The sequence below is a fragment of the Bacillus sp. NEAU-CP5 genome (assembly GCF_026420705.1).
Lineage (GTDB): Bacteria > Bacillota > Bacilli > Bacillales > Bacillaceae > Bacillus > Bacillus velezensis.
On sequence record NZ_JAPMOV010000002.1, the window covers coordinates 354,459 to 379,178 of the forward strand.

The following is a 24,720-nucleotide window of genomic DNA, read 5'->3' on the forward strand; positions in this document are numbered from 1 at the left end:
AGGCAATCAGATAGTCACAAATTCATGAGGGTTCATTCCCTCGATCGGAATCGGCTTGGTCAGCTTCATCAGCCCCATACGGGAGATCGGCTGCGTCAGCAGAGTTTCCAGCGCCTGCATCCCTTCCGCCCGGCTGATCAGCCCGAGACCGATTGCACTCAGTCTGTCAAACTCTTCAGAAATGTGATTGTCAGCCCGCTCCCAATAACCCCAGTTCATCACTTTGACCCGGCATGACAGCCGTCCGGAAAGCTCATGGGCAAATGCGTCTTTAAATGCGCACCCCGCCGCATAATGACTTTGATTCGGATTCTTAATATATGAAATAACCGAAGAGAAAAAGAGAATAAAGTCTAAAGACTCTTTCGCAAATACTTCGGCAATGTTGACGGAAATATCCACTTTCGCCGCAAGGCCGGCGTGAAACTGTGATTCTTCCATATCTTTTACGCTTTCATTCGCAAATACCATCGCTGAATGAACGACGCCGCTGATGGTGCCGTATGTGTTTTTAATCTGTTCATAGGCGCGCTGAAGCGATGGAAGATCAGAAGCATCTGCGGCTATATATTCGGGAGCCGGGCCTGATGACCGGTACCGGTCTATTTTTTGGCGTATCCGGCTGTCCAGCGGCCGCCTCCCGATCCAGACGACTCGGGCTTTATACGTCGTCACCATATAATCTGTCCAAACCTCGCCGATGCCTCCCGCACCGCCGATGATGACATATACGCCTCCATAGCGGTAAGGAACACTTTCAGACGGCCCGCTTTGGACCGGAAGCAATTGAGGCCTGTACCATTCCTGATGTCTGTGCACCCACGCTTTACCCGTACGGTCGCGGGGCAGGCTGAATATGTCTTCTGCGGGGAAATCCCCCCCGTCTTCAAGATCGGCCAGACGGATGTGCCAGCTCGGATGTTCTTTAGCGAGAGACCCGACAAAACCGTGCACACCGGAATGAGCGGGACGCACCTCATCATATTGGGTGATAGGCTGTGCTTGGTGCGTAATCACCGTCATCCCGAGCTGCTCTTTTCCATACCCGAGACCGATAAGAGCTTTGGCCGCTCTGAAAATTTGCAGCACCCCGCTTTTTTGATCATGGCTGTCAGAATCAGCCGGCTGAGGGGCAAACCAGATCATATGCTGAACCTCACCGAGACGGCGGAGCCGATCAGATATCACTTCAACGGAAGCACTTTGGCCGATATCAAATCGCACAGCTTTAGGAAACAATCGTAAAACCGCGTCCGCCTGCCCGTCTGTACCGCCTATGATGACAGCTTTTGCTTCAGAAATGTGGAAGCCGGTTTGGTTGTCTATCGGTTCCGCGTCCCATACCTGCATCAGTTTGACGGCTCCGGTAAGGTTACCCGGCAGATCGTATTGCTTATTATCGGTTACGGCCGGCGCACTTTCGGCCATTCGGGCAGAAAATCCTTTTATCCTTACACACACATTGCCGCGCTCATCACATATATCAATGTCCATTCTTCGTACGGCCGGTGTTTCATGCGTCACAAATACGGCCGCCCACATGTTTGGACTGCACGGATGAAAAACGGTCAGTTCATGCAATTCAAAAGGCATTAACGGCTGCTCAGGATAACCCGCTTGATCTTCATTCATAACGCCGATGGCCGCCTGAAAAGCAGAATCAATCAGACTCGGATGGAGCACAAACTGTTCAGCCTCATCAGAAACGGAAGCAGGGAGCACCAATTTAGCCAAGGCTTCTTTCTCCCCGCAATAAATATGATCAATTCCTTGATGTGAAGGTCCGTATACAATTTCCGCCTTTGCAAACGCCGCATAGCAGTCTTCTTTTGACAGCACTTTTTTGCGGCATCGCGCTTTCAGCTGTTCAATATGCAAAACCGGCGCCTCAGACAGCGGCTCAATCACAGCACTGCCTTCACAATAAATGTCTGAATCGTTTTCATTGCTGTACACTTGAAATGACACATTGCCGTTATCCTCCAAAGAAAGCCCTGTCGTCATACGCAGCGGCTCTTTTTTATGAACGGCCTGGCGTATCCAGCTGATATACCGCAGCGAAATGCCGGTTTTAGCCGTGTATCCAGCGGCTAACGGCGCGGCAGCCAGTTCAGCCGCAGCTCTCGCCATTTCAAGATAAGCCGCCCCGGGGAGAACACGCTTGTTTCGGACGATATGATCGGCTAAGAAGAATTCATCTCCGTTCAGTATCGTACTGAATTTTTGTTCTAGCAAATCTGATGTATTGCGGTGAAGCAGCGGGTGAAGCCTGCTTTCTGTATTTACGGAAGTGACGGGATGATCGGGCTCCGGTATCCAATATCGTTCCTTTGCAAACGGGTACGTCGGCAGACTCATCCTGCGCGGTTTCTCCTCCTGATACAGCCGCGTCCAGTCTATCTCAAATCCTTTTGACCACAGCTCCGCAAGTTTTTTGTAAGTGCCGCTGTCCATCCATTTTCGGATCAGCTCCTCCGTATCCTGATCATCATTCAGGAAACCCCTGATTTCCGTTCCGCTATCAGACCGCCCTTGAAAGCAGCCGTCAATCTGCCGTTTTTGTTCTGTAAATTCAGTTAATTTCCTGATCAGGTCTGCTTGATCGTTCACTAAAAAAACAAGCCGTTCTTCCATTGCCATCCGTCCCGTTTGCAGCGTATACGCCAGTGACCGCATGGAAAAAGATTCATCAGGCTGCTTATCTAAGCCCGACTGACCGAAAAGACCGGAAAGAATATTCTTATGTTTCTCATCGTTTGTAAGACATTCTGCTAAAGTCCGGACGGAAGTATGCTGTATGAGATCAGTCATGTCTATTGCCAGCCCGTATTGATCCGTCATCAGCTCAGAAAACTGTGTCAGCTGCATGACATCCAAGCCGAATTCCTTCCAATCCTGTTCATCATCTACCGTGCCGGCCTCTACATGCAGAACATCCGCCAGAACGCTGCGTAACGCATTTTCCAGCTGATTTTGCATTGTATCTCTTTTGTCAGGAAGCGGCCCGCTTCCTTCAAGCGCTTTATCTTTGAGAAACATCAGCAGGCGGGCAGCGTATTCCTTCAGCCGCTCCGGATTTTTCGCTGACAGAGGCACGATATACGGTTTCTCTTGATTCTCCGTAATACCGGGGTTTTTAGGCCTGTACTCTTCTAAAATGAGATGAACGTTTGACCCCGTCGCCCCGAATGAACTGATGCCTGCGCGTCTCGGACAGGAATGTTCAATGCCGTTCTCTGTATACGCCGGCTTTTTCCATGGCTCGGTTTTTTGCTGCACGTAAAATGGCGAGTCCTCTAAACGGAGATACGGATTAATCGTCTCTGAGTGCAAAGAAGGGACAAGCGTTTTGTGAAACAGCTGCAAAACCGTTTTATGAAGCCCGCTGATCCCGGCGGCTGATTCCGCATGTCCGATATTCGATTTAACGGAACCGATCGCACAAAATTGCCGATCCTCCGTAAACGTGCGGTAAGCTTTAACAAGACCTTGTATTTCAATCGGATCTCCTAAAGAAGTTCCGGTTCCGTGCGCTTCCACATAAGAAATCGTCCGGGGATCGATCTCCGTCTTTTCAAGGCATTCAGCTATCATATCCCCCTGCGCCACGGGGCTCGGCACGGTAATCCCGCTGACGGTCCCCACGTGATTGACGGCGCTGCCTTTTATCACCGCATAAATATGATCCTTATCTTCTTCGGCTTTGTGAAGCGGCTTCAGCAGCACGGCTCCGATGCCGTCAGCTGAGACATAGCCCGTGCCTCCTTCGCCGAACGTGCGGCACAGTCCGTCACTCGAATGCATATCCATCAAGCCGTATGTGATATATTTTGTCGGGTGCAATGATAAATTGACGCCTCCGGCAAGAGCTGCTTCACATTCACCGCGTCTCAGACTTTCCGCCGCCATATGGACGGCCGTCAGAGATGACGAACACACCGTGTCAACCGCCATGCTCGGCCCGTGAAAATTGCAAAAATATGAAACCCGGTTTGCGATCGGCGCATAGTTCAAGGGATAAGGAAAGACCAGCCCTTTGGCCGCAGCTTCAGCGCCGGCGAGAGAATAATCCATATGCATCACCCCGGCAAACACACCGACGTTCATTCTCTTATTCGGCCCTTTCGGCTGAACGATTGTTTCCGGGGTGTAGCCCGCATCCTCAATCGTTTCCCAGCATGTTTCTAAAAACAATCGTTCTTGCGGATCTTTAGCTTCTGCCTCTCGCGGAGAAATCCGGAAAAATTTCGCGTCAAAACAATCCGGATCGTCTATAAAACCGCCCCATTTGGAAATCGGCTTGCCGGACGGCGATCGCAAATGCTCATATGTCCTCGTATCCCAGCGGGAACGAGGCACTTCCGTTACGCTGTTTTCTCCATTTTTTAAATTTGTCCAAAATTCACGAAGATTTTTGGCGCCGGGGTACCGTCCCGCCATCCCGACAATCGCAATATCTCCATTCTGCGTTCCGGCTGACGCCGATTTTTTCACGCGGTTTTGGGTCGTCCTCTTTTTTTCCCGGTGCAAAGGCTCAGCACTTGAAGGCCCGCTTTGAGCATGGCCGAAACCGGCTCCGTAATGTTCGCACAAATATCCCGCCAATTCCGCGATTGTCGTGTATTCAAATAACAGTGTCGGCAGAAGCTGCGTTCCGATTTTTTGTTCAATTTCCTTTACCATGTCCAACAGCCCCGGAGAATCCAGCCCCATTTCATAGTAGCCGATATCCGGGTCAATCTCTTTCACAGGTTTGTTCAATCGGGCGGCAAGCAATTCTTTTAAATAAAGGATGCACTGTTCAGTAAGGCCGGCGGAAGCCTCCGCACGGCGGGGCTCAGAAGGCGCCGGTTCCGCTTGCGGAGCCGGGACGGCATTCCGCCCGTCAGGTTCTTTCTTTTGCCGTTTCTGATTGATCAGTTCCGGGTCCCTCACCAGTTTATTGGCGAAGTTTTTCAGTTCGCCGACTTTTCTGCCTTCCTCATTGAAAAACTCCATTGTCACGTAAACGAGATCTTTCTTACGGGTGACGGATTCTTTTTTTATCTTGGTGATACATGTTGTCTGCAGCAATTCGGCGCAATAAAACGATTCATAAAACAGCGGCAGAAATAATTGCCCCTCCTCCCTCGTCAAAGGAGCGAGATATACATTGGAGCCGATGCTGCTCGCATCTATCAATGCGGGATGAAACATCGTCTCTTCTGCATGTTCCAGCTGATCCTTTTGCACCGACAGATCAATATAAATCTCTTTTTCAGTTTGGTAGACGCTTCCGCAGCCTTTCATCATTCCTGAATGAACCAGTTCTTGATCCCTGCATTCCGCGTAAATGTCCTCAAGCGGTATTTCTGCCGCCGTTTGTTTTACGGCATCCATCCGGACGCTTTCTTGGAAGCCGGCGGGCTTGACGGAATGCATTTGCGCCGCGGCATATACCTTTGTCTCTGCTGCTTCGTCACCTTGTTTTCGCCCTTTCACCTCTACCTTCCACTGCCCTTCGACGTTCTCTGTACAATCAACGGAAAGCAGGATTGATTCTCCCTGTTCAGGAGCTAAAGGGTGAAAAATCGATAAGTGCCTGAGTTCAAGGCCGGCATGAAAAAAACCGTTTTCTCTGAAAGTCTGATAGATCAGGTCAATATAAGCCAGACCCGGCAGCAGTTCCTTTCCATAGGCTTTATGATGTTTCAGGACGGGATGCTGATTGTTAATAAGAAGCTGCTCTTGCATATGAACTTCCTCCATATCGACGTTCAATTTTCAGCGCAATCAGTAAGTCTTCATTTGTTTCCAAAACGTATTCGGACGGGACTTATGTGCGTTTTCATGCAGGCTTTCGGCTTTGTCCGGACGAATAGGCCGGCGTTTTAATTCCTGTCTCGGCAAAGGCTTTCTGACCGGGGTATACGCCTCTTGCTCCCAGGCTTCCACTATGACATGGGCATTCGTCCCTCCGTCAGCGAAACTGCTGACGGCGGCAATCCGCTGTGAATCCGTCCATTCACGCAGAGCGTGCGAAAAATAAAACGGCGAGGCGGACAGATCGTAATGCGTCATCGGCTCTTTGCCCGAAAGGAAAGGCACACGCATTCGGCGCGAGAGCATAAGCACTGTTTTAATAAATCCGGCAATCCCTTCAGCGCATAACGGGTGTCCGATATTCGGCTTCATCGACCCCAATTCGCAAGGCGCGCTGTTTTGCATACGGTAGACCGCTTCAATCGCCCTCAGTTCCAAAAGATCGGTTACTTCAGAGCCTGAACCGTTTGCTTCAATGTAGCTGATATCCTCCGCTTTTCTGCCGCTTTTGGCAAGCGCCTTGGCCATCACTTCTTTCTGCGCCTGTATATTCGGTGTGGCAGGCCCCGCGGTTCTGCCGTCATTGTTTACGGAAATGCCTTTAATGACCGCATGAATCCGGTCCCCGTCTTTTACAGCCTGGGCCGCTGTTTTTAAATACACCATTCCGACGCCTTCTCCCAATACGATGCCGCCGGCGCGGCGGTCAAAAATATGAAACGCAGGCTCTTCGCTTAACAGATTGCGAAGTTCGAACATCCGGTGGGTTTGACCGGATTCCAGCAGACTGACTCCCCCGACCACCGCTGAGTCGATTTCACCGCAAGAAAGCGCCTGTATCGCCATATTCATACCGACAAGCGCTGAAGAACAGGCCGTATCCAAAACAAGACTCGGCCCCTTCAAATCAAAGAACTGAGAAAGATTGGCCGCTAAGTAATTCGGGCCGGCAGCGACTATCGGATTTTTTGCATGCTTCAGACGGTTTTCGTCAGGCATACTGCCGCCGCGTCCTCCTAAATAGACACCGGCTGACCTGCCTTTCATTTCTTGTAAAGAGTAACCGCTGTCTCTGAACAGATGAAGCGCCTCTTCTAATATAAGAAAGGACTGGATATCCATTGCCCTGATGTCTTCTTCGGGAATAAGGAAAAACTCCGGGTCAAAATGCGTTACATTTTTTAAAAGGCCCGCATAATCCGCCTTCTCCGTTTTCCAGCGCTCTTTCGGCACCCTTTGAATGGCCGACGTTCCTTCAGACAGCAGTTTCCAATAAGCTTCAATTGATTCAGCTCCCGGAAAACGGCAGGACATTCCGACAACAGCGATGTCTTGCGCCGCTCTAGCACCAGAAGGCTGAATAACAGCGGCTGCTGTTTGTTTCGGAACGTCTGGGATTACAGGCTGAACCGGTTTTGAAACGGCAGCTTTGATTTCCGGATATGCTGTTTCAAGCCATCCGGCCAGCGCAGCAACCGTAGGGTATTCATACAGCACCGCCGGGTCAAGGTCAGCTTTGATCCTCTTTCCGATCGCTCTGGACACTTGGGCAAGCATGATGGAATCGGCTCCGTAATCTTGAAACGGTGTATCAGATTCAAATCTTGACGGCTCCAGTCTTAATTCCCGGCAGCAAATGCCCGTCAGCCACTCCTCAACACTTTCTGTATCGGCCTGTTCCTGTTGCTTTGTTTCAGTAAGGCCGGATGAAAGCAGCAGACGGTCAGGCTCCCATTTTTCCGGGTGAATGACGGCCGGCATAATAACAGATCCGCAATCGCCTGCCATGATGGCATCAAACAGGCTCAGCCCTTCTCTGTCAGTGATGCTCTTTAAACCGCTTTTCAGATAGGCCCGGCTTTTTGATTCGCCCATACCCGTTTCTTTCCAGCTCGGCCATTGAATGCTCAGCACCGGGAAACCTTTTGCGGCCGCAAAATAATCCATATAGGCGTTAGCCATGGCATAATCGCTTTGTCCCGCTCCTAATTCCGGCATCACGCCGGACACTGAAGAAAACAGCGCAAAAAACCGGAGAGGCTCCTTGTGCAGCGCTTGATACAACAGGTCCAGTCCGTCTGTTTTAGGCTCAACCACGGGCATCATCTGTTCTCTGGTTTTACGGATAAAGGCCGGATGATCGAGATCTACGGCTCCCGCTGCGTGTATCACGCCTCCTATCGGTCCCATCTCCTCTTTCACCCGGCTGACGGCCTGCTCATATTCAGGGCCGGAAGATACAGACAGCACTTCCGTTCGGACACCTTTTTGTTCGAGCTCTCTGATTCTTCTCACTTTTTCAGAAAACGGGGAATTCCGTTTGATATGATCATCCCACTCCGCTTTCGGCGGCATGGTTTCTTTTCCTGTAAGCACGAGTTTCGTGACTCCGTATCGTTCGGCAAAATGCCGGGCGAATAAATATCCGAGTCCCCGGGTCCCTCCGGTGATCCAGAGCACATGGTCTTTCGGAAATGAAAATTCTTTTTCTGCTAAGCTGTTTGTTTCTTTTAACCGCGCGTGATAGCGCACACCGTTTCTGTAACACACTTCGATTTCTTCAGAATCGCGAAAAAACTCCTCTGCGATCTGGTTTGCCAGCTCAGGATCTTCGGCAGTCCGTTCTGCATCCATATGCCGCGAGCGGATATCCTTATACTCACTTTGGAGCATCCGGTACAATCCGGCCTTTTTTGCACCTGAGAGATTTATCGTTTCATTTGCAAAAGGTTCAAGCCCCTTTGTCACACAAAGCAGCTGAAGCTTTCGGCCGCGGTTTCTGTTGTCAATGAGAGACTGCAGACGATGAATCCAGCCGTCATCATCATGATTGATTTCCGTCCCGCATCCGGTCACATCAATCAGACCGCCAAACCGGGCCGCGTCCCCGGATATTTCCGGTGATGCAGCTTCAATGATTTCAGACTCGGGGAAATAACGGGACAGCTCAACGGCCAAATTTCCTGTCTGGGGATCGGCGGCTATTCCGATGACGCCCCGCACTTCCTTAACCTGAACACTGCTGCTTTCTGCCCAGCTTTTCTGTAAAAAGCGGGTTTCACGCAATGTTTCAGAATGTGTTTCAGCATCACGAACATTGTCCGGCGCTGCATCGTCCGGCCAATACCGATCCTTTATAAATGGATAACCGGGAAGGCTGATGCGGTGCGGCAGGCTGCCGTTATAAAGCTCTGACCAATCAATCTTCAGCCCTTTTACCCAAAGTTCCAGAAGCTTCGCGAATTTTTTTCTTTTCATCCATTTACGGACGGCTTCCTGCATATCTTCATCCTTAAAAACGGCTAGAATGTCTTTATACTGTTTGCTTTTTCCCCTGAAGCAGCCGTCTGTCCCGCCGTCAATAAAACGCTGCAGTTTTTCCGCTAACTGCTCTGTCGACGTCACGATAAACGCCGCACGTTCTTCCATCGCTTCTCTTCCGGTTTGAAGGGTGTAAGCCGCATCCCGGAGACTGCGGTCTGTGACGTCATTTTTTCTGATCGCTTGAAGAAGCTGCTGCGCCCGCTGCTTCAGGCTGGCCTCCTGTTTGGCGGATAATAAAATGACTGCGGGATCTTCATCTGTGAATGGCTCGGAAATCTCCCTATCAGATTCAATATATTCTTCTATCAATATGTGGGCATTTGCCCCGCCCGCGCCAAAAGAAGAGATGCCCGCGATTCTCGGAATCTCTTTCTGCGCTCCGTTTTCCTCAATGACCGGCCGTTTCCAGTCTGCCAATTCACGCTGCACCACAAACGGCGTCCGGTCGAATGCAATATTCGGATTCAATTTCCGGCAATGTAATGAGGGAGCCAGCTTGCGTTTTTGAAACTGAAGCAGCAGTTTCGTTACACCGGCAATGCCTGCCGCGGCTTCCAAATGCCCGATATTGGATTTAACTGAGCTGATGGCGCAAAAACCTTTATCTGACGTTTTCGTTTGAAATGCGCGGGTCAAACCGTCAATCTCGATCGGATCTCCGAGTTCAGTGCCCGTGCCGTGGGCTTCGATACAGCTGATCATCCGCGGATGTATTCCTGATTTATCAAGCGCACCGGAAATCACGTCAGCCTGGGCGCTCGGACTCGGCACTGTATACCCGTTTGTTCTGCCTCCGTGATTAATATGAGTGCCGCGAATCACACCGTAAATATGGTCCTTATCAGCCATCGCTTTTGACAGCGGCTTTAACAGCACGGCCCCGACGCCTTCACCGGGAACAAATCCGTCCCCGCCTTCACCGAAACTTTTGCACGATCCGTCTTTTGAAAGCATTCGATAGGCGCTGAGCTCCGCATAAGCCGAAGGATGCGTATACACATTCACACCGCCGGCAATCGCCATGTCGCATTCGCCGCGAAGGATGTTTTCACACGCTTCATGGATTGCAGTCAGCGAAGATGAGCACATCGTGTCGACCGGCATGCTCGGCCCTTTCAGATTAAGAAAATAGGAAACTCTGTTGGCCGCTGAACTGAACGACGTTTTCGGCTGCAGGGTGCCGCCGTTTTTCCAGTACATTCCGTACCCGTTTTTCGTAATGCCCGCAAAAACGCCGACCCGGCCGTTATACAGATTCTCAAGCTGTTCCTTCGTATAACCGGCATCCTCCAGCACCTGCCAGCACATTTCAATAAAGAGACGCTCCTGCGGGTCCATATTCAAAGCATCACGGGGTGAAATTTGAAAAAACAGCGGATCAAAGAAAGCGGCATCTTTCAGAAACCCGCCCCGCTTACTGTAACTTTTCCCTTCTTTCACGGCCGTTTCGGGATCAGGATTGTAGTATTTGTCCTTTTCCCAGCGCTCTTCGGGAATTTCCGTCACACAGTCTTTTCCGGCAGCTAAGTTATCCCAGTACGCTTCAAGTGTTTCAGCTTGCGGATAACGTCCGCTGACTCCGATAATCGCAATCCCTTCTTTTGTCTGGTTCTCATTGGATAAAAAAGGCCGTTTCTTTCGCTTGATAAACGACGGAAGCACCGGAAAATCTTCATTTACCAAAACCTGTTCTGATATGCCTGAACGGTGGTCATCATCATTTGTCCACTTTCGGCATTCTTTTGGGTAATCCGTGACAAAGTGAGCTGCCAGGGAGCCCAGTGTCTTATATTCGTAAAAAACTGTTTTGGAAAGGTCACCGAAAAGCAGAGACAATTCGCGGTTCAATTTCGTCACAGTGACTGAGTCGATTCCGTAGGTTTCCAGCGGCTCTTCAGTATCGATGTTGGAAACAGCAATTTTTGTAGTCAGGCCAAAAAGCGTTTTGAGCTGAAGAAGCGTTTGTTCATACAAACGTTCACTGCGGTGTTCGGCATTGGTTTTTCCGGGAGCGCCCGTCTTGATGACAGGCTGCAGCTTCAACCCCGACAGGGAAGCCCATATTTTTCCTTCTTCGTCACATAAATCAATATAAAAGCTCCCCGCCTTCTCTTGTATCTCGGCCCATACCTTGTCAGGACAAGGTTCATAAAACAAAAGCTCGTCCAATGAAACCGGGGCGAGCGTTTTATATTCTTTGCCGCCAAGCAGCGCGCATGCCTCTGTCACACTTTGCATCACACAGGGAGGGAGGCCGAATCGGGCGGATTCTTTTTGGTTTGTCAATGGAATTGATATGTCTGCCAGCATCCGCCCTGCTGAGGCGTAAATACGCTCAATTCCTTTCATGTGCTCACTATATTGAACGGTATCGTTCTGAGTGATGGCTTCAATTTGCTGCTGATCCATCAGGAAGCCGCTGTTTTCCTTCAAGCGGCTGATATCCAGCATGCCAGGCGCAGCATCAACTGGCTGAATCGCCCCTTGGCTGTACACATCATGAGGACTGAAATCGGCAGAAAATGGATTGTAAATCTCGAACCTTTTGGCTTCACCCTCTGCGGGTATCAGCCTGATTTCGATATGGAACGGTTCAGCCTCAGTCAGAATGGGCTTTGACCACACGATATGTGTCAGCCGGACAGCCTCAGTCTCCTTTACTGTCAAAACAGCCGCAGCTCTCGCCATTTCCAAAAGAAGTTCTCCGGGCATAAGCTTTTTACGCTGTAAAGAAACATCAGCGAGAAAAAATTCCCGGCCGCTGAAAGCTGCCGAGAATCCCAGTCCCGTTTCATCGGAAATATGCTGCTGAGCAAGCGGATGAAGGGAATCCGCTTGGCGAAGTCCCATCCGCATATCATAATCGCGCAAAATGCCGATCGCATCCTGTTTTGTCATTTTTTTATTTTTGACGTCAGAAAAAACCCGGTGCAGAAACTCTTTCATATGGTTTCCTCCATTACGCTAATCCCTGTAAAAACCGATCGTTCTTTTTACAGCGGCTTCTATGCTTATTTCGTTTCTCTCCAATTCATCAAGCAGGTGTTCATAAGTCTCAAGCGGGGACATATCAGTCTCATAAGTCTCCCGGTGCCTTATATGCTGCGCTCTGTGCGGTATCCAGCAATGTGTTTTCGCAAAAGGATAGACGGGCAGGCTGACTTTTTTTGGCCTTTCGTCCGGATATAATTTATTCCAGTCGACATGCAAGCCTTGCACCCATAATTTTGCAAGCATTGCATACTTTCCTGCTTCAATCCATTGATCTATGGTCCCGCTCATTTCTGTATTGTCCGTCATCTCTGTAAACAGCTGTTTCATCGCTTTGTTCCGGCCTGTAAAGAAATTCTGCCCCGCCTCCTTGCCGCTGAGGAAATCATTCAGCGCGTTCGTAAGCTCTTCTTTTGTTTCAGCAATGACGGCAAGGCGCTCTTCCATTTCATCCCGGCCAAGCTGAAGCGTATAAGCGATACCCTCAAAAGTTCCGTCAGCTGAATGTGTCTTTTCCAAATATCTGCTCAGCTGTTCCGCACGTTCCTTCAGCTGTTCCGCCGTCTTTGCCGAGAGAATGAATAAGGACGGCTGAAGTTCACCGGACGTCCATTGTTTCTCTTCAACAGGAGAAACATATTCTTCGAGCACGACATGAGCGTTGACACCGCCAAATCCGAACGAGCTGACACCCGCTCTCCGCGGCAGTTCATTTCCGCTATCATCAGTCGCCGCTTTCCACGGCTGAGTGTCGCGGACGAAATAAAACGGGCTGCCGTCGAGGCTGATATACGGATTAACGGTTTCACAATGCAGACTTTTAACAAGCGTTTTGTGCTGCATCTGCAAAATAATTTTTAAAAGCCCGGCCATGCCGGCGGCAAGCTCTGTGTGGCCGATATTCGTTTTGACGGAACCGAGGCCGCAATGAGGCTGATCGGGTGCCGTTACTCCGGCTTTCTGATAAAGCGCTGCAAAAGCCGCTTTGAGTCCGTTGATTTCTATCGGATCTCCGAGCGCCGTTCCCGTGCCGTGGGCTTCAATATAACTCACTGTACGGGGGTCGATGTTCGCTTGCTGATACGCTTTTATCATGACTTCTGTCTGTGCTTTCGGATTCGGCGATGTAAGGGAAGCCGCCCTTCCGCCATGATTTTCCGCCGTTCCGCGAATAACGGCATAAATACGGTCGCCGTCACGTTCCGCATCGGATAATGTTTTCAAAACAATCATGCCGGCACCTTCAGCTCTGACATACCCGTCCGCTTGATCGGAAAATGTTTTGCAGCGCCCGTCTTCACTGAGCATTCCCGCTTTATTAAAGCTGATATGCATATCCGGCGACACAATAGCATTGACGCCTCCTGCAATCGCGATGCCGCAGTCTCCGGCCTGAATTGCCCTGACCGCACGGTGAACAGCGACCAATGAGCTTGAACAGGCGGTTTCTATCGGTTCGCTCGGCCCATGTATATTCAGAAAATAGCTCATGCGGTTCGGACCGATTGACGGAACCGTTCCGGCGGCGGAAGAACCCTCAATCTCTATATGGAACTTTGAAGCTTCCTGGGCGTAACCGCTGTTTGTCGTGCCTGCAAAGATGCCTGTATTTGTACCTGACAGGCTTTTGGCAGAGCAGCCGGCATCTTCAATCGCTTTCCATACATGCATCATTAAAAGCCTTTGCTGAGGATCCATCATTTCGGCTTCATGCGGAGAAATACCGAAAAATAACGGATCAAATTGAGCGGTTTCATCAATGAAGCCGCCCCACTTTACATTGCTCGCATTTTTATCTTTCTGCGGATCTCCGTAATACTGTCTCCAGTCCCAGCGCTCCGGCGGTATTTCAGAAATGCAGTCCTTTTCTCCGGCTAAATTCTCCCAAAACATTTCCGGATTTTCAGCCATTGGAAATGCACAGCTGATTCCGATTATCGCCACGGGCTCAGGTGCAGCTGCGGTTTTTGTTTTAGGAAGGCGGGACTGAATCGAGAATGGCTCCGTCTTCATTTTTTTACGCACAACCGGTTTCTCCGTTTCTGTTTCTGCCTGTGAGCCGAATGTATCCGGATGTTCCGTCAGCAAGTATTGGGCAAAACTAAAGACTGTCGGGTATTCAAAAAATACGGCCGGTGTCAGTTCAAGCCCATACGTTTTATTTAGTTCATTTGCAAACTGCGTGAATGAAACCGAATCAAAGCCATAATCTCTCATCTCTGATTCAGCATCTATCTCGTCTTCTTTCACCTTCAGAATGCCTGATATCATATGTTTGAGTTCCGCTTGTACTTTATTCGGCATATGGACGGGCGTCTTCCTTGACACATGAATGCTATTGGACGGTTCCGGCGTTTCAGGCATCAGGTTTTTTCGAATCCGTTTTTCGTCGCCCTCTGCCACCATGACCTGGTGTTCTCCGGAGGCAAAAGCGGCGTAAAGCGCTTGGATGCCTGACGCCGATCGCATGGCTTTCATTCCGGTCTGTTCGTACATCAGCCGTTCGGTCTCTTTGTCCACGCGCATACCTCCTTCTTCCCAAAGCGGCCAGTTGACGGACAGGGTCTGCCCGCTCCGCTTGTTGTCCCGCACGAGACGGTTCCGGCGGGCTGCATAAACATCCATAAATGCGTTGGCTGCCGCATAACCGGCCTGCCCCGGATTTCCCATGCCTCCCGCCAAGGAAGAAAACAGGATGAAAAAGTCCAGCCGCACATCTTTCGCTGCTTCATCAAGATTGATAAGCCCTTTCACCTTCGGCGCCATGACGGTCTTCCGTTCGTTTTCTGTCTGGTTCAGAATGTAGTTGTCAGCGATCACGCCTGCGCCGTGAATGATCCCGTCGAGTGTTCCGTGCTCCTCCTGTATGCCGCGGACGAGGGCGATGACCGCCGCCCTGTCTGTCACGTCAACCGGTTGATACAATACGCGGGCGCCTGACGCTTCCAAGCGCCGTAAGCGGGCGGAGCGCTCTTCATCAAGCACTTCTGCCCTCCCCGTTAATACGAGGACGGCGTTTTTGACGCGAGAGGCTATTTCTTCAGCGAAAATCAGGCCGATGCCGCCCGCTCCCCCGGTGAGGAGGTAGACCCCTTCGTCTTTCCACGGAACGGCGCCGCTTTGAGAGGCCGGCAGATGACGCCAGTTTCTGACGAGACGTTTGCCGTCTTCATAACGGATTTCCGCTTGTTCAGGATGCGCCCGGTTTTCTTTCAGCTTGGCAAGAAGCGATGATGCTGACTCGTCCGGATCGGCTTGGATGACTTGGCCGTACAGCTTCGGATGTTCAAGGTGAGCCGTTTTCAGGAAAGCGGCCAGCCCCGCCAATACATTGTCTTCCCCCCTGTCGGGGACAAGAAGCTGGATCAGCGTTTTTTTCTTCTGTTTTTCTTTGATAAGACGCGTGACGATCGCTGACAGCTCCGCCGCGCAGGCGTCATAACGGTCTTCAATCGGACCTTCGCCGTCAGCCGCACATACGGCGCCGCTTAAGTCCTCAGCGTTCATTCCGCCATACAGCGTCACGTATCTGAAAGACTCTTCTTGTCCGCCGCCTTCACCCGGCGGTGATTCCTGCCACTTTGGCTGAAGCAAGAGCGGTTTTTCCTCCGTTTCCTCTTTCAGAAAACGGGCGGTGAGCCCCGTCAATCGGACACATACCTCGCCGTTTTCATCACACAGCTCAATATGATAGGCGCCTTCCGCTGAGGAAAGCACCGCCCACATCGTCTCACGGCACGCAGAAAACACCTGCATATCCTGGAGGGCAAACGGCAGAAACGGCCGTCCGGACGCGGAACCGTCTGAGAGCACGAGACCGATAGAAGCCTGAAGGGCGGCGTCCAGCATGCTTGGATGCAGAATGAACGGCTCCTTTTCCTCGCGGGCGGACGGCGGAAGAATGAGCTTCGCGAGCACTTCTCCGCTTCCGGCATAGACGGCGTCAAGCGCCTGATGCGACGGTCCGTAGGTGATGCCGAGGCTGTCGAATGCTTCATAGCACTCAGCCTTTGACAAGTGACGACCGCCGCAGCGCGCCTGAACCGCTTCCACATCGAGTACAGGAGCACGCTCCGTCTCTTCGAGCACGGCCTTCCCCTGGAAAAAGACAAGCGGCTCTTCCCCTTCGGCATACGCTTCAAAAGCGATGTCTTCGTTTTCTTCCGGCTGAAGCTTCACATGAAGCGTCACTCCTTCAGAAAGCGCCGTCACCGGACGGAGCCAAACGATCTGTTTGAGTCGGACAACCTCTTTCCCGCCCGGCAAGTCTTCAGCGGCAAGCGTAACGGCGGCCCGGGCCATTTCTAAAGCAGCCGCGCCCGGAAGCACCGGTTTTCCATTGACGATATGATCGGCAAAAAACGGTTCATGCCCTGAAAAAAGAGAAGTAAAGCGCTGGGCGGTAAAAGTCGATGTATTCGCGTGAAGCAGCGGGTGAAGTCTGGCTGCTTTCTCACTTTCCGCTGAGCCTGTTTTGTCAAGTGACACATCAGCTTTTGTCACCCAATATCGGTCTTTGGCAAAAGGGTAGGCCGGGAGACTGATCCGGCCCGGGTTGCGCTGATAAAGAGCTGACCAATCGACGTCAAGTCCTTTAACCCAAAGGTCAAGCAGCTTTCCGTATTTCCCTTTTTTCAGCCAGGCATTTATAGTAAGCGCCATATCTTCATCAGAAGTGAGCGAAGCCGCCAATGAATGATGTTTGGCTGTCCTGCCCCGCCAGATATGAGCATGTTCGATATTATGATCGTTTGAGAAACTCATAAGCTTCATTTTCAGTTCTTCTATCGACTCGGCCGTAAATGCAAGCCGCTCAGCCATCGGTTCTCTTCCCTCCTGAAGCGTGTAAGCGATCTTGGCCAAATCCCCGTCAGAACGTTTTTTTCTTATGACATCATCCAGAAGCTGGCGGGCGCGCTCTGACAATTGCTGCTCATTTCGCGCTGATAAAATAATAACAGCCGGTTTTTGCGGAGAAACGAGCACGTTTTCCATTGGTTTCAGGCTCTCAGACGGCACATATTCCTGAATGATGACATGTGCGTTTGAACCTCCTGCTCCAAACGAAGAAATGCCGGCAATTCTCGGATATTCCTTCATTTCACCCGTGATATTCAAGACAGGTCGTTTCCATTCCGTTTCTTTTTGCTGTACGAAAAACGGAGTGTGCTCAAACTCAATATTCGGATTCAATTCCGCCGCATGCAATGAAGGGGCAATCCTCTTATGTTTCAATTGCAGAAGCAGTTTGGTGATTCCCGCAATCCCGGCAGCGCTTTCTAAATGTCCGATATTTGATTTAATGGAACCGATGGAACAAAACTGCCTGTCTTCTGTTGTCAGGCGAAAAGCTTTCGTTAAACCGTCGATTTCAATCGGATCACCGAGCGCAGTGCCCGTTCCGTGGGCTTCCAAGTAACTGACCGTTCTCGGGTGAATGTCTGTCCGTTTCAACGTCTCTGCGATCAGATCAAACTGCGCTTTCGGATTCGGCACCATATAAGCGTTTGTCCTGCCTGCTGCGTTCAGCATGCTTCCTTTAATAACGCCGTAAATATGATCGCCGTCTTTCTCCGCTTGAGCAAGCGGCTTTAACACAATCGCCCCTACTCCTTCACCGTCAACAAAACCGTCCGCACTGTCTCCGAAAGATTTGCATTTATCACCGGGAGACAGCATTGAAAAAGCGGACAGCCGCTCATAGTGGGCCGGATCAACGATAAGATTGACTCCGCCGGCAATCGCTGTTTCACTCATTCCGCTCCGCAGGCTTTCTGCGGCGAGATGGATAGCTGTTAAAGAAGAAGAGCATGCTGTATCCACAGCCATACTCGGCCCTTGGAAATTGAACAAAAACGATACTCTGTTTGCGATAGACCAGTCGCTGGGGACTGTCGGATAATTGCTGTTCATCACACCGACAAAGACTCCGATTTTCCGGCTGTCACAAAGCGTGGCCGGGGTGTACCCCGCATCTTCAATGCTTGAATAAGCAGTCTGCAGAAACAACCTTTCCTGCGGATCCATCCTTTCAGCTTCCGCGGGAGATATACGGAAAAACAGCGGATCAAATTTATCAATGTCATCAAGAAAACCGCCCCATTTTGAATAAATGGACCCCCATTTTCCGCGTTCCTCGTTATAAAACGTTTTCCAGTCCCAGCGATCTTTCGGCACTTCAGTAATAGAATGCCTGCCGGCTTTTACATTTTCCCACAGCTCATCAACGTGATCGGCGCCCGGATACCGGCCTGACAGACCGATGACAGCGATATCCCGGATATAGGGATCTCCGTTCGTCCTGCTGCCTTCCTCGTTTTGAGGAATCTTGTTTTGTTTTACATTCAGGTTATCTGTGTGATCAGACAGCTGCTCCTCACGCACACCCATCGCTTTCATAAATGCTCCCCGCTGAGAAAGAAGCAGGTAATCCGCGATTTCTTCTATCGTCTGATATTCAAAAAAGAGGGTGCTGGTCATTTGGTCAAACACGTTACGAAAAGCATTCGTGAGCCTGACGACCAGAATAGAATCCAAACCGTATGCGGTTAAGGAAACCGACGGATCCATTCTCCCGCTCGGAATCTTCAGCGTTTTTCCTATTAATTCCGTCAGATATGTGATGCCCCGTTCCCTTACGTTTGGCATCGGCGCGGCGCTTTCTGCGGGAGCCTGCACCCGTCCGGCGTTTTCGGGATGAGCCCGTCCATTCCCGAATTGCCGCTCGAGCGCTTCTTTACGGGAAGACAGAAAGTAATCAGCAAGCTCATCAATGGTTTGATATTCAAAAAACAAAGTGCTGCTGACAGAACCGAAGACGTCTTTTAACGCGTTGGTCAGTCTGACGACCAGTATGGAATCCAATCCGTATGCGGTTAAAGGTTCATGGGATAAAAGACGATGCGCCGGCACTTTAAGCGCTTCACCGATGACCTTCTTCATCAGTTCAACGCTTTTTTCTCTCAGGCTGAAATGCAAAGTATCATCCGAAAGACCATCTGCGTCATACGGACGGCGCTCCGGCTTCTCTTCTGACGCCTGCGGGAGGGCAAGCCTGACCGTTCCGTCACTTTCAGCCGCTATAATCTGCTGGCCTAAGTCGTGTGCGGCTTCAGCCGGAAACAGAGGATGGACGAATCCTTCAAGCGAAAGCGCTTCCGCCCAGCCGGCCGGCTCAACCCCCGGACAGCCCGGAATCCGTAAATCATGATCCTCATACAGCCACCAGCCTTCAAGAAGGCCGAACGTCACATGGTTGAATATGGTGCGGCTGTTGATCTCATTTAAAAACAGCTGGCCGTTTTTTTGCAGCATTGCTTTCGCATGGCGCAGCGCAGAGCGGATATTTTTTGTCGCATGAAGCACATTGGTCGCGATCACTGCGTCATATGTGCCGATGTCCGGCGCTTCTGTTGATACCGGCTGCTCAGCGTTGAATATTTTATAAGTGACATAAGGATATTCCGGACCGAATATGTCTTCTGCATGTAAAAGAAATGCTTTAGAAATATCCGTGAAACAATATTCGGCAATATGCGCTTCATACGGTTTCAATTTTCTCATGACCGCGGCGCTCGTCCCGCCCGTTCCGGCTCCGATTTCTAAAATGCGGATTTTCGCCTGCGGGTCTTTTTCCAGACGTTCCCGCAGAACTGCAATCAATGTGTCAGCAAGCTTGTCATTGAAAAAATCAGAAATGATATTATTGCGGTAAATGCCTTCCACAAGACGGAAGGAGGAGTCAGGGAACATCACTTCCGTTGCCGGAAGCTTACCGGTTAAAATGTCTGGAAGCACACGCAATGTCTCTTCTGCCAATCTGACATGCGCCCTCATGTCTTTCTGGCGCAGCCAAGTCTCTTTTTTCCGCTCCCATTCCTCCCACACCTGCCCTAAATCCGTTTTTTCCGGAGCAAGCGCTAATTTATTCAGGAGGACAAAGCTCTCTTTCAGCCATCTGCTGTATTGTTCCGTTATGCCGGCAGCCGATTGAAATAACGGCAAAGCCTGATCAAGACCGGCTCCCATCTCATAAAGGGTTGATACAAGCATTTTTTCAATAAGGGATTCCATCTCTCTCATGCAGCTCATGAAACTTGATGCTTTTAACTGCTCAGCTTCGTCATTGTGCGTGATGTTAACCGCTAATTGTCCGAGTGCGGAAGGAATCTTTTCCGGATAAACCGTTACTTGTTCTTTCAGATCGTCTTTCATAAAAACCGGATCTGTCGTTTTGATCAGCGCCAGCTGGTCATGAGGTCCGGAAAGCAGGGTTTCCAGCGTTTTCATCGCTTCGGGCGCCTCAATAGAAGCGATTCCGTCCCGCTCCATCCGTTTCCGGTATTGTTCTGAAGCGACGACGCCGACACTTCCCCAAAAGCCCCAATTGACAACTTTTACAGCATACGGCGCTTTCTGTGAGATCCGCTTAGCAAAAGCGTCTTTAAACGTGCACCCGGCGGCATAATTGCTCTGTCCCGGCGCTTTTTGAAACGACATCATCGAAGAGAAAAACAACAAGAAATCCAGTGGTTCCCCTTCAGCTACCCGGGCAATCTGCAAGCTGACATCAGTTTTTGCAGAAAGTGAAGCGCGGAACTGCTCCTCTTCCATATTGGCAAAACTTCGGTCTGATAACACGATGGCGGAATGAATGATTCCGCGGACCTTTCCATTTTCCTTCACAATGGTGTCATACGCCCGTTTGAGAGAGTCATAATCCGCAGCATCCGCGCTGAAATATTGCGGTGCGGGACCTAAAGCCGCAAGTCTTTTCAGCTTTCTTTCAATCTGTGTATCTTTTTTCCTTCTCCCGATCCAGACAATTTTTGCCCGATAGGTCTGAATCATATATTCAGTCCATACTTCTCCTATTCCGCCTGCCCCGCCGATAATCACATAAACCCCGCCGTGCCGGTATAATGAAGGCTCATCTGTATGAGGCCGGCAGACGGCCAATTGCTGGCGGTGCCACTGACCTGCACGAAAGACCCACGGGTTTCCCTCGGGGTCCGCCGGTAAAGAGAAGACATCGGGAAGATGCCGGTATCCCCTTTGAGATTCCAAATCAAGAAGCCGGATGCTCCAATTGCTGTATTCTTTTGCGAGCGACCCCGCTAATCCGTGTATGCTTGCATGACTGGGATTGACCTCATCATGTTCATGAATCGGCTGTGCTTGAAACGTGCAGATTGTCAATGATAGTTGTGCCGTGTCAAAATTCAGAAGCAGAAGCGCTTTTATCAGCCGGAAAAGCTGCATGACCCCGTGCTCCTGTCCGTCGGCCGTATCCGCATCATAAACGGATGGAACGGGATGATCCGGCGCCGCCCATATCATGTGTTGAAAAGAACCTTGCGCTTTCAGTGTTTCAGCCATTTGTTCCGCGCTGTCCAAAGAAGTGATGTCCGGAAAACGGACATCGGAATACATCTCTTTCAAAGCCTGCTGAAAATCCAGCCCGGCCCCGATGACGATTATTTTTTCTTCACGCATGAAAGGCATGCCGGTTTCCGGAATGGTGACGGTGTTCCAAACCGGTGTCATAAGCAATTCCGTTTCACGGCTTTTCTTCGGCGTGAGGCCGGCTTTTTGGTTAAAGCCGGCGCTTTCCTGCACCTCTTTTATGATAAAATCTTTCACTGCCGCCAACAGCACGCCGCGCTCATCACAAATATGCAGATCAAATTGGTGAACGGAGGCCGCTTTTACCTCCGCATGCACAAATACGGTTTTCGCTAACGGTTCAAGCAGCAGTATTTCTCCGAAGGAAAACGGTACGATAAGCGCAGGCTCTTTTTGAAATTGCAGCACATGCGCCATTGCGGTTTGAACAGCGCCATCCATTAAGGACGGATGTAGGATGTACTGTTTAAAATCGGCTTCCAAGTGTGACGGGAGCGTTAATTTGGCCAGTGCTTTCCTTTCTGTATAAGAGAATTCGCGGATGACCTGAAAACTGTCCTTTTGCACGATTCCCGCCTCAGAGAACGAGTGATAGATGTCTTTCGGCTCCGTTCTCTGCGCAAATGGCGCCGGGAGCTGAAAGACCGGGGCCTCAAAAGACACTCCTTTTTCTTTACAAATCACTTCTCCTTGCGAAAAGAGAGCGCCGTCCGCTCCTTTTTCTTTAATGACATAGCTTATACGCTCTTTTTCTGCTTCAAACTCTATCATGACGGATCTTGGGTCTGTCCCTGTCACAATCGGCTCCATGTACCACACACTTTGAAGAGAGACGACCGGGCGTTCTCCCCACAATGCCGCGCCGTATGCCGCCATTTCCAGATGACAGACTCCGGGAAGCACATATTTTTCGTTCACTAAATGATCTTTAAAGAAATATTCATCCTTGGAAAATATCTTTTGAAACGTCCCTTTCCGGGCGGATGAAACATTCTCATCAAGCAGAGGATGCAGCGCTTCACGCCTTTTGGTATTTTGGGGCTTTTTTGTATACCGCTTTTTTTGATCAGTCAGCCAGGACGTTTCCTTTAAAAACGGATACGTAGGAAGCGGAACTTTCTGATACGGCGTTTTCGGCTTTTTGCAACCTTGAAGGCCTTTCACCCACAGCGCGGCAAATTTCTCAGGATCTGATACGGACTGGCCTGAAACGTCCGGCCGCCCGGGTGACGCTTTTCCGAAGTACATATGCCTGCCGTCGCTGTGACCGCTTACAAATCCGTCCAATCGCTGTTTCAGCTCAGAAAGGGATGATGCAATGACAGCAAGCCGGAAGGAGAAAGGCTCTCTGCCTGACAATAAGGTGGCAGCGATATTTTCCAGACTATATCCGCCGGCAGAAGGCGAGTTTTCCAATCGGGCAAGAAAGGAGCTCAATTTCCCGGCATATTCTTTCAGCTGCTGTTCGGAATGTGCGCTTAATACGACGGCATGCGGTTTTTGCTCAGTATTCCCGTCCGCTTGCCGTTTTGGCTGATAAGCACCTACGATCAGATGGGCATTAGAGCCTCCTGCGCCGAATGAACTGATTGCGGCGATTCTCGGTTTATCTCCTTCAGCCGGCCACGGCCGGTTGTTTCGGACGACATAAAATGGCGAATCAGAAAAAGAAATCTTGCGGTTCAGTTCCTCGGAGTGCAGACTGGCGGGAAGCGTTTCATGTTTCATGCTTAAAAGCACCTTGATTAAACCGGCGATCCCTGCAGCCGCTTCCAAATGTCCGATATTGGATTTCACCGAGCCGATTCCGCAGTCATTTTTCTCATCGGTCTGTTTATCAAATGCCATAGACAGTCCGCGTATCTCAATCGGATCGCCGAGCGCCGTGCCGGTTCCGTGAGCTTCAATGTAGCTGATATCCGCCGGACTTACCGCGGCTCTGTTTATAGCGGATAAAATCAGGTCCCGGTGCGCTTCCGGATTCGGCACCGTATACCCGGTCGTTTTGCCGCCGTGATTAGTGGCGGACCCCTTAATGACACCGTAGATGTGGTCTTTGTCCGCAATCGCTTTTTTCAATGGTTTTAACAAAACGGCTCCCGCGCCTTCGCCGGGCACGTAACCGTCTCCGCCTTCACCGAAACTGCGGCATTTTCCTTCAGAAGACAGAAAATGCGATTGGCTTAAAAACATGTATTTTTGCGGATGTAAGCTGAGGTTGACGCCTCCGGCAAGCGCCATTTCACAGTCGCCCGACATAATGGCCTGACAAGCCTGATGGACGGCGACAAGCGATGAAGAACACGCCGTATCAACAGCAATGCTCGGGCCATGGAGATCAAGGAAATAAGAAACCCGGTTCGGAATGCCCCAATATAAGGAGCCGGGGCCTTTGTACTGATCTTTGAGGAAACCTTCTTCGTGTGCAATTAATGAATATTCATTCCAGGTCACTCCGGCGAATACCCCGATTTGATCCGTCGGCCTCGCCGCCGGGTTCCCGTAACCGGCATCCTCCATCGCTTCCCAGCAGCACGTGACATACAATTTTTGCTGAGGGTCCATTAAATCAGCTTCCCACGGGGAAACAGAAAAAAACAGCGGGTCAAATTGATCCGGATGATCAATAAAACCTCCCCATTTACTGTATGACGCGTATTCTGCCGTTTTCTCTTCCGAGTAATAAGAGCTGTCCCATCTGTCCTCTGGGATTTCGGAGACACAATCTTTATTTTCCATTAAATTGTCCCAAAAATCATGCTGGTTTTCCGCTTTCGGAAACATCCCGCTCATTCCGATAACCGCAATATCAGAGCTCCCGCCTGTTCCCGGTTCAGGTACCTTTTCAGCCGCCTGTACAGGAAGCAATTCTTCTTCCTGCCGGCTTCCCGTATCAGGCTCCGTTTCTGTGAATTCAAGAACGCTTTCGGGATTTCGTTTCTGCGCACTTAAAAACTCACTCAATTTCTCAATGTTCGGATATTCAAAAAGCAGCGTTTCAGAAAGGCCGGTAAATTCTTTATGCAATATGGTCATGATTTCTTCACTGATGAGAGACGTCACGCCAAGAGTAAAAAAAGCGGTTTTATCTTCCGCTTCGGTCACCTCGGCACCCAGCTTTTGCGCTATTACCGTTCTTAAAAATTCGTTAATACATTTCATGAGGATACCATCCCTTGTACAAAAGAATTTTTCTGT

Annotated in this window: 3 protein-coding genes; all 3 read right to left on the minus strand. The window is 50.4% G+C overall.

Annotation, left to right across the window (positions count from 1 at the left end; all coding sequences use genetic code 11):
- Window positions 1–6: 6 nt before the first annotated feature.
- From OTK50_RS06905 to OTK50_RS06915, 3 genes are read right to left on the minus strand one after another with little or no spacing between them, the layout of a single operon-like run.
- The gene (locus OTK50_RS06905) at window positions 7–5,733 is read right to left on the minus strand and encodes a type I polyketide synthase (RefSeq protein ID WP_239033975.1); all 5,727 of its coding nucleotides are present in this window, start codon (window positions 5,731–5,733) and stop codon (window positions 7–9) included.
- A 39-nt stretch (window positions 5,734–5,772) separates the two neighbouring features.
- Complete coding sequence (locus OTK50_RS06910; RefSeq protein ID WP_221663805.1) at window positions 5,773–12,072, minus strand: type I polyketide synthase; 6,300 nt, start codon at window positions 12,070–12,072, stop codon at window positions 5,773–5,775.
- 18 nt (window positions 12,073–12,090) lie between these two features.
- Window positions 12,091–24,684 (minus strand): type I polyketide synthase, encoded by a 12,594-nt coding sequence (locus tag OTK50_RS06915; protein ID WP_266121848.1) that lies wholly within the window; start codon window positions 24,682–24,684, stop codon window positions 12,091–12,093.
- Between the last annotated feature and the right edge of the window lie 36 nt (window positions 24,685–24,720).